Annotated in this window: 8 protein-coding genes; 6 read left to right on the top strand and 2 right to left on the bottom strand. The window is 56.0% G+C overall.

Annotated features, from left to right (window positions below; translation table 11 throughout):
* Positions 1–233: hypothetical protein (locus B2W52_RS17930; protein ID WP_286803834.1), on the top strand; the 233-nt coding region annotated here is incomplete at its 5' end.
* 60 nt (positions 234–293) lie between these two features.
* On the opposite strand, the gene B2W52_RS17925 is transcribed toward B2W52_RS17930, so the two are convergent.
* Positions 294–1,166 (bottom strand): NAD(P)-dependent oxidoreductase, encoded by an 873-nt coding sequence (locus tag B2W52_RS17925; protein ID WP_008174372.1) that lies wholly within the window; start codon positions 1,164–1,166, stop codon positions 294–296.
* A 116-nt stretch (positions 1,167–1,282) separates the two neighbouring features.
* Entirely contained in the window at positions 1,283–2,557 is a 1,275-nt protein-coding gene (gene gltA / locus B2W52_RS17920) for a citrate synthase (protein ID WP_008174375.1), read from the bottom strand.
* 477 nt (positions 2,558–3,034) lie between these two features.
* Between gltA and sdhC the strand changes: the two genes are divergently transcribed.
* The 5 genes from sdhC to B2W52_RS17895 all read left to right on the top strand — a co-directional run.
* Entirely contained in the window at positions 3,035–3,409 is a 375-nt protein-coding gene (gene sdhC, locus B2W52_RS17915; RefSeq protein ID WP_008174377.1) for a succinate dehydrogenase, cytochrome b556 subunit, read from the top strand.
* On the top strand, positions 3,403–3,747 hold the full coding sequence (gene sdhD, locus B2W52_RS17910; protein WP_008174380.1) for a succinate dehydrogenase, hydrophobic membrane anchor protein: 345 nt from the start codon (positions 3,403–3,405) through the stop codon (positions 3,745–3,747). Before sdhC ends, sdhD begins: the two co-directional genes overlap by 7 nt.
* Positions 3,748–3,750: 3 nt before the next feature.
* Positions 3,751–5,523, top strand: a complete 1,773-nt coding sequence (gene sdhA / locus B2W52_RS17905) for a succinate dehydrogenase flavoprotein subunit (protein ID WP_008174382.1) — start codon at positions 3,751–3,753, stop codon at positions 5,521–5,523.
* 14 nt (positions 5,524–5,537) lie between these two features.
* Positions 5,538–6,242: a succinate dehydrogenase iron-sulfur subunit gene (locus B2W52_RS17900; RefSeq protein ID WP_008174383.1), complete on the top strand. Its 705-nt coding sequence runs from the start codon at positions 5,538–5,540 to the stop codon at positions 6,240–6,242.
* A 312-nt stretch (positions 6,243–6,554) separates the two neighbouring features.
* Positions 6,555–7,483, top strand: a 929-nt coding sequence (locus tag B2W52_RS17895; RefSeq protein WP_414673514.1) for a 2-oxoglutarate dehydrogenase E1 subunit family protein, incomplete at its 3' end; no start/stop codon positions are given.

Here is a 7,483-nt window from a genome sequence, read left to right as displayed (position 1 = left end):
AAACGCGGCCACCGCTGGTGATGGAGATTAAACCGCACCGCAAGGAGATTGATCCGAAGTACGATTACCTGATGGATGCGCCCGAGCGTGACCCCGAGGGTAATCCGACGGTGATTCGCTACAGCCGTAAGAGCAAGGAGCAGTACGTCATGTCTGAAAAGGATGGCAAGGCGACGGGCTGGTCTGCGTGGTATGTGAACGGTAAGTGGCAACCACAGGACAAGAAAAAGTAACGTCTGCTGGTTTCCGGGGTCGTGGGCTGATTGCCGTCAAACGACCCCGGATTCAATACCTTAGCGGAATTTCCTCAGTCTCTGTATGAGAGATGAGGTATCCCACCGTTTACCGCCCATCGACTGGACATCCGCATAGAATTGATCGACCAGTGCGGTCACCGGCAGAGACGCATTCACTTTTCTCGCCTCCTCAAGGCAAATCCCGAGGTCCTTGCGCATCCAGTCAACGGCGAAGCCGTGTTCGAACTCTCCTGCAATCATGGTTCCCGAGCGGTTTTCCATTTGCCAGGATTGGGCTGCGCCTTTTGAAATCACGTCCACCACTTTCGCCACATCCAGTTCAGCCTGCTCGGCAAAGTGCAGGGCCTCTGAAAGCCCCTGGACGAGACCGGCAATCGCGATCTGGTTCACCATCTTGGTTTTCTGGCCACTGCCAGCCGGGCCCATTCGATTGAGTGCCCGCGCATAGTGCTCCATAACCGGCTCGGCTTTCGCATAGTCCTGTTCCGAGCCGCCGCACATGATGGTCAGTTTGCCGTTTTCAGCGCCTTGCTGGCCGCCGGATACAGGCGCGTCTACAAATCCCATGTTGTTTTTGCTGGCAGCTTCAGCGAGATACTCGGCAATGCCGGCAGAAGCCGTAGTGTGATCGACCAGCACAGCGCCTTCAGAGGCATTGGCGAGAATACCTTCATCACCCTCGTAAACGGCCATAAGATCGGTATCGGCCCCAACACAGGTCAAAACAATATCCGCGCCCCTCACGGCCTCAGCAATGGTGGTGCAGCTGGTTCCCGAGTATTCGCTTGCCCACTGCTCGGCTTTGGCATTGGTCCGGTTCCAGACCCTGACGTCGAGCCCCGCCTTCGCCAGGTGGCCGGCCATCGGGTAACCCATGACGCCCAGGCCGATAAATGCTGCTTTAGTCATCGCTTTCTCCTCTTATGTTTTTATCGGGTTAACTTAGCACATAAGGGCAGGGCAGCACGCAATAAAAAAGGCCGCTGAATCAGCGGCCTTTACGTGTTTTACCCGGCAAGTCAGACTTATTTGGCCGGATAATCCCGGGAATCCGAGCCGGTGTAGAGCTGACGCGGACGGCCGATGCGATAGTCGCCGCTTACCATTTCGTTCCAGTGCGAGAACCAGCCAATGGTACGCGACAGAGCGAAGATAACGGTGAACATCGACGTCGGGATTCCGATTGCCTTGAGGATCAGGCCGGAATAGAAATCCACGTTGGGGTAGAGCTTGCGCTTGACGAAGTATTCGTCTTCCAGCGCGATCTTCTCGAGACGCTGGGCGATCTTCAGCAGCGGGTCGTTTTCCAGGCCCAGCTCGGTCAGCACTTCGTGGGCAGTTTCAGCCATTACTTTGGCGCGCGGGTCGAAGTTCTTGTATACCCGGTGGCCGAAGCCCATCAGGCGGAACGGATCGTCTTTGTCCTTGGCCTTGGCAATGAATTTCTCGATGTTGGATTCATCGCCGATCTCGGCCAGCATGTCCAGAACCGCTTCGTTGGCGCCGCCGTGAGCGGGTCCCCACAGAGCCGCGATGCCGGAGGCAATGCAGGCGTAGGGGTTGGCGCCGGTAGAGCCGGCCAGGCGCACCGTAGACGTTGAGGCGTTCTGTTCATGATCCGCGTGCAGGATGAAAATCTTGTCCATGGCCTTGGCCAGGATCGGGTTCGGCTTGTACTCCTCGCAAGGAACGCCAAACATCATCTGCAGGAAGTTCTCGGAGTACGAGAGGTCGTTACGCGGATAAATGAAAGGTTGGCCAATGGCGTACTTGTAACACCAGGCGGCAATGGTCGGCATCTTTGCAATCAGGCGATGCGCGGTAATTTCCCGCTGCTCCTGGCTGGCAACGTCCATCTCGCCGTGGTAGAAGGCGGACAGAGCGCCGACTACACCACACATGATCGCCATCGGGTGTGCATCACGACGGAAACCCTGGAAGAAGTTCCGCATCTGGTCGTGGAGCATGGTGTGGTTTTTGATGGTGTCGTGGAACTTCTGGTTTTCCTCGGCGCTCGGGAGTTCGCCGTGAAGGAGGAGGTAGCAGACTTCAAGGTAGTCAGAATGTTCGGCCAGTTGCTCAATCGGGTAGCCGCGGTGCAGGAGAACGCCGTTTGCTCCGTCGATGTAGGTAATGGCCGATTCGCAGGCTGCTGTGGATACGAATCCGGGATCGTATGTGAAAACGCCTTCCTGGACTAGGCCTCGTACGTCGATAACGTCAGGGCCGACGGTGCCTGAATAAACCGGTAGCTCAATGGACTTGTCCCCCACCGAGAGCGTGGCTTTCCTGTCGGTCATGGTGCTCTCCTATTTATCAGCTTTGACAGCTTTATCTACAGTTATAGATGCGCTAGAAGGCGCGTATTATCGCAAAACTGGCGGCAAAATATAGGGCGTTGGCTTTTTTTGTCAATGGAAGAGTCGGGAAAACCCATAATTTGACATTGGCTGTAAATCAGGGATATCCCGAATGACAACGGATTCGGGCAGGAAAAGGATTTGTCAATCCTCCTTATAGCTGGCTTAACCCCCTGAAATACGCGGCCTGAGCGACGTTGCACGTTTGTAATTGGTTAGGGTACTCCTTATAATCCCTAGCCCGGAATCGGGGATAAACCTTTTCCCGCTGCCTGTAAATAGCGGGTTGCCGGTGAGGTTTCCTCCCTTCTGAGCCAATCGTGTGCCGGTTTCGTATCTGCACGCCGATCCTTACATACCAACCATCCGCATCCGGTTTTCCGGTCCCGCGGAACCAAGAGAGAGTGTGAGAGCGCTGTGAATAGCAAACGACCAGTAAATCTCGATCTCGGCAAGTTTCATTTTCCGCTGCCAGCCATTACGTCCATATTGCACCGTATCAGCGGCATCATCATTTTTGTTGGTGTTGCGTTCATGCTTTACGGACTTCAGCTTTCCCTGTCCGGGGAAGAGGGCTTCAGTCGCGTCAATGAACTGCTGGACAGCTTCCTTGCCAAGCTGATTATCTGGGGCATCTTGTCTGCTCTGTTGTACCACCTGGTTGCGGGTATCAAGCACCTGTTCATGGATGTGGGCATTGGTGAAGAGCTCGAGAGCGGCCGCCTCGCCTCGAAGATCACGGTTGTGGTTTCCGTCATTCTCATCGTTCTGGCAGGAGTCTGGGTATGGTAAATAGCGTCACGAACCTGGGTCGCAGTGGTGTCTTCGACTGGCTGATCCAGAGGGTAACTGCCTACGTACTTGCTTTGTATACAATTTTCCTGCTCGGTTATATGTTGACGACCGATGTTAACTACGACACCTGGAACGCGTTGTTTGACCAGACCTGGTTTCGCATCTTTACCCTGATGGCATTGCTGTCAATTGGCGCTCACGCCTGGGTAGGGCTCTGGACAGTGACCACGGACTACATCAAGGCCATGGGTCCCAGGTTTATCGTGCAGGCAGCTTGTGGGCTGACCATGTTCGTATATGTGGTTTGGGGCATTCAGATTCTTTGGGGGCTTTAATCGATGGCTAATATCAAGACCATGTCTTTTGACGCGATTGTTATCGGTGGTGGCGGGTCCGGCATGCGTGCCGCGCTTCAGCTGACCGAATCCGGCGTCAATACCGCGTGTATCACCAAGGTTTTCCCCACGCGGTCTCATACGGTCTCTGCGCAGGGCGGTATTACCTGTGCTATTGCCAGTGCTGATCCGAACGACGACTGGCGCTGGCACATGTATGACACGGTAAAAGGCTCGGACTACATTGCCGACCAGGATGCCGTCGAGTACATGTGTTCTGTAGGCCCTCAGGCGGTGTTCGAGCTTGAGCACATGGGTCTTCCTTTCTCCCGTACCGAGCAGGGTCGTATCTATCAGCGTCCTTTCGGTGGCCAGTCCAAGGGCCCGGATAACCCGACTCAGGCAGCTCGTACCTGTGCAGCTGCCGACCGTACCGGTCACGCGCTTCTGCATACCCTGTATCAGGCCAACATCAAGGGCGGCACAACGTTCCTGAACGAGTGGTACGCGGTTGATCTCGTCAAGAACAGCAAGGACGAGGTCGTTGGTGTGGTCGCCATCGAAGTCGAGACCGGCGAAGTTGCTTACATCAAGTCCAAGGCAACCGTTCTGGCTACCGGTGGCGCGGGTCGTATCTACGCCTCCACAACAAACGCCCTGATCAATACGGGCGATGGTATCGGCATGGCGCTGCGCGCCGGTTTCCCGATGCAGGACATGGAGATGTGGCAGTTCCATCCGACCGGCATCTACGGTGCTGGCACGCTGGTGACCGAAGGTTGCCGGGGTGAGGGTGGTTATCTGATCAACGCCGAGGGCGAGCGTTTCATGGAGCGCTATGCGCCGAACGCGAAAGACCTGGCAGGCCGGGACGTTGTTGCCCGCGCCATGGTTATCGAGATCCTGGAAGGTCGTGGCTGTGGTCCCGACAAGGATCACGTGCTGCTGAAGCTTGATCATCTGGGCGAAGAAACCCTGAACCTGCGTTTGCCGGGCATCTGTGAGCTGTCCCGCACCTTTGCACACGTTGATCCGGTGAAAGAGCCGATCCCGGTTGTTCCGACCTGTCACTACATGATGGGCGGTATTCCGACCAACGTTGGTGGCCAGGCGCTGACCCAGGACGAGAATGGCAAGGACAAGCCGATCCCCGGGCTGTTCGCCTGTGGTGAAGCAGCCTGTGTATCGGTACACGGTGCCAACCGTCTGGGTGGTAACTCTCTGCTGGATCTGGTGGTCTTCGGTCGCGCAGCGGGTCTGCACATCGAGGAGCAGCTTCGTGGCGGCTTTGAAGTGGACGGTGCCAGCGAAGACGACATCAAACGCGCGATGGCGCGGCTTGACCGCCTGAACAACGCCTCCGAAGGCGAGAGTGTTGCGGAAGTTCGGAAAGATCTCCAGAACTGTATGCAGCTGTACTTCGGTGTATTCCGTGACGGCAAGAGCATGGAAGAGGGTCTCAAGAAGCTGGAAGCCATTGGTGAGCGCGTTCGCAACACCAAGCTGGCTGATACCAGCAACGCCTTTAACACTGCTCGTATCGAGGCGCTCGAACTGGACAACCTTTATGAGGTTGCCCTGTCCACAGCGATTTCCGCGTTCGAGCGTAAGGAAAGCCGTGGTGCCCACGCCAGGAACGATTTCACCGAGCGTGATGACGAGAACTGGCTCAAGCACTCCATGTACTTCCCGCTGGAAAAGCGTGTGGGCAAGCGTGATGTGAACTTTGCACCGAAGACGGTGGACAAGTTCGAGCCGAAGGTCCGGACTTACTAAGGGGGATTCCGAAAATGTTGGTAAGCCTTTATCGTTATAACCCGGAGACCGACAACGCGCCTTATATGCAGGACGTGGATGTCGAAATTCCGGAAGGCAAGGATCTCATGGTTCTTGACGTGCTGAACCTGGTCAAAGAGCGGGATCCTTCGATGGCCTATCGCCGTTCCTGTCGGGAGGGCGTTTGTGGCTCCGACGGCATGAACATGAACGGCAAGAACGGGCTGGCCTGTATCACGCCTGTTTCCCAGGTGGTGAAGGGCGATAAGCTGGTTCTGCGCCCGCTGCCGGGCCTGCCGGTTATTCGTGATCTGGTTGTAGATATGAGTCTTTTCTATAAGCAGTATGAAAAGGTCATGCCGTACCTGATTAACGACAAGCCTGCGCCTGCGATCGAGCGGCTGCAGTCTCCGGAAGACCGCCAGAAGCTGGACGGCCTGTACGAGTGTATTCTCTGTGCTTGCTGCTCCACGTCCTGCCCGTCATTCTGGTGGAACCCTGACAAGTTTATCGGTCCTGCTGGCCTGCTTCAGGCCTACCGTTTCCTGGCTGACAGCCGGGATACAGCCCAGGAAGAGCGACTTGCCAACCTTGATGACCCGTTCAGCGTATTCCGTTGCAGGGGCATCATGAACTGTGTAAGTGTCTGCCCGAAAGGCCTGAACCCCACAAGGGCTATCGGCCACATTCGGAATCTTCTGCTGCAAAGGGCGACTTAAGCAGCAGGATTTGCGACAGACGCTATACTGTTCTGATCAGGTTAGTACCCGGAAGGCCTCGCAAGTTTGCGGGGCCTTCAACCAAAGGCTTATAGTCAAAGGTCTTACCCGGGTGCACACTACGCAAGCCGTGGCGGGAACTTATAAAGTTTTCTCCCTGTTTTGCTGAGTATAAAAACCACCGGGGAATGGAAAACATCCATGTCGGGTGTGGTGGCCAAAGTCGATCCCGTAAAAACCCGTATTGACTGAGAAATACCCCTGGCCGACCATATCGGGCTCCCCGCACCAGCCCAAGGTGAGCTATTCAAGATGCACGAAAGCATAATGGAGCAGTTATGGCAGACTTCCCACCTCCAGGGTGGAAATCTCGCCTATGTTGAACAGCTTTTTGAAACCTACCTGACAGACCCCAACGCCGTTCCCGAAGAGTGGCGCAGCTATTTCGACAAGCTTCCCAGTGTCGATGGCTACAAGGGCCGTGACATTGTCCACTCTTCCATCCGCGAACAGTTTGAACACATTTCCCGCAATCAGCGTTTTCTTGCCAGCGGCGGCGTTCCCGCAAGCGCCACGTCTGATGCGGACAAGAAGCAGATTCGTGTTCTCCAGCTGATCAACGCCTATCGCTTCCGCGGTCATCAGGAAGCGAAGCTGGACCCGCTCGGTGTATGGCAGCGTCCCCGGGTCGAAGACCTCGATCCCGAATTTCATGAGCTATCCGACTCTGACAGGGATCTCGAATTCCAGACCGGCTCCCTGAACCTTGGCTCCGAGACCATGAAGCTCGGAGACATTGTCGATGGCCTGCGCCAGACCTATTGCGAAAGCATCGGTGCCGAATACATGCACGTGGTGGATACCCGCATCAAGCGTTGGTTCCAGCAGCGCATGGAGCCGGTTCGTTCACGCCCGGCATACGAAGATAACACCCGTAAGCATATCCTTGAGCGCCTGACGGCCGCCGAAGGCCTCGAGAAGTACCTGGGGTCCCGCTACCCCGGCGTAAAGCGGTTCGGCCTTGAGGGTGGCGAGAGTCTGATCCCATGTCTTGACGAGCTGATTCAGCGTGCCGGCTCCTATGGTGCCAAGGAAATCGTCCTGGGTATGGCTCACCGTGGCCGCCTCAACGTTCTGGTAAACACCCTGGGCAAAAATCCGCGGGAGCTTTTCGACGAATTCGAGGGCAAGAAGCTCGCAGATTCTGGCTCCGGTGATGTGAAGTACCACCAGGGCTTCTC

It is taken from the genome of Marinobacter sp. UBA2498, assembly GCF_002341575.1.
In the GTDB taxonomy this organism is placed as follows: Bacteria; Pseudomonadota; Gammaproteobacteria; order Pseudomonadales; family Oleiphilaceae; genus Marinobacter; species Marinobacter manganoxydans.
This window is presented reverse-complemented; position numbering and strand designations above follow the sequence as displayed.

Excerpts from the sequence above, each read along its gene's own strand:
- sdhD (WP_008174380.1), top strand. The coding sequence starts at position 3,403 with ATGGTAAATAGCGTCACGAACCTGGGTCGCAGTGGTGTCTTCGACTGG.
- B2W52_RS17900 (WP_008174383.1), top strand. The coding sequence starts at position 5,538 with ATGTTGGTAAGCCTTTATCGTTATAACCCGGAGACCGACAACGCGCCT.
- B2W52_RS17925 (WP_008174372.1), bottom strand. The coding sequence starts at position 1,166 with ATGACTAAAGCAGCATTTATCGGCCTGGGCGTCATGGGTTACCCGATG.
- gltA (WP_008174375.1), bottom strand. The coding sequence starts at position 2,557 with ATGACCGACAGGAAAGCCACGCTCTCGGTGGGGGACAAGTCCATTGAG.
- sdhA (WP_008174382.1), top strand. The coding sequence starts at position 3,751 with ATGGCTAATATCAAGACCATGTCTTTTGACGCGATTGTTATCGGTGGT.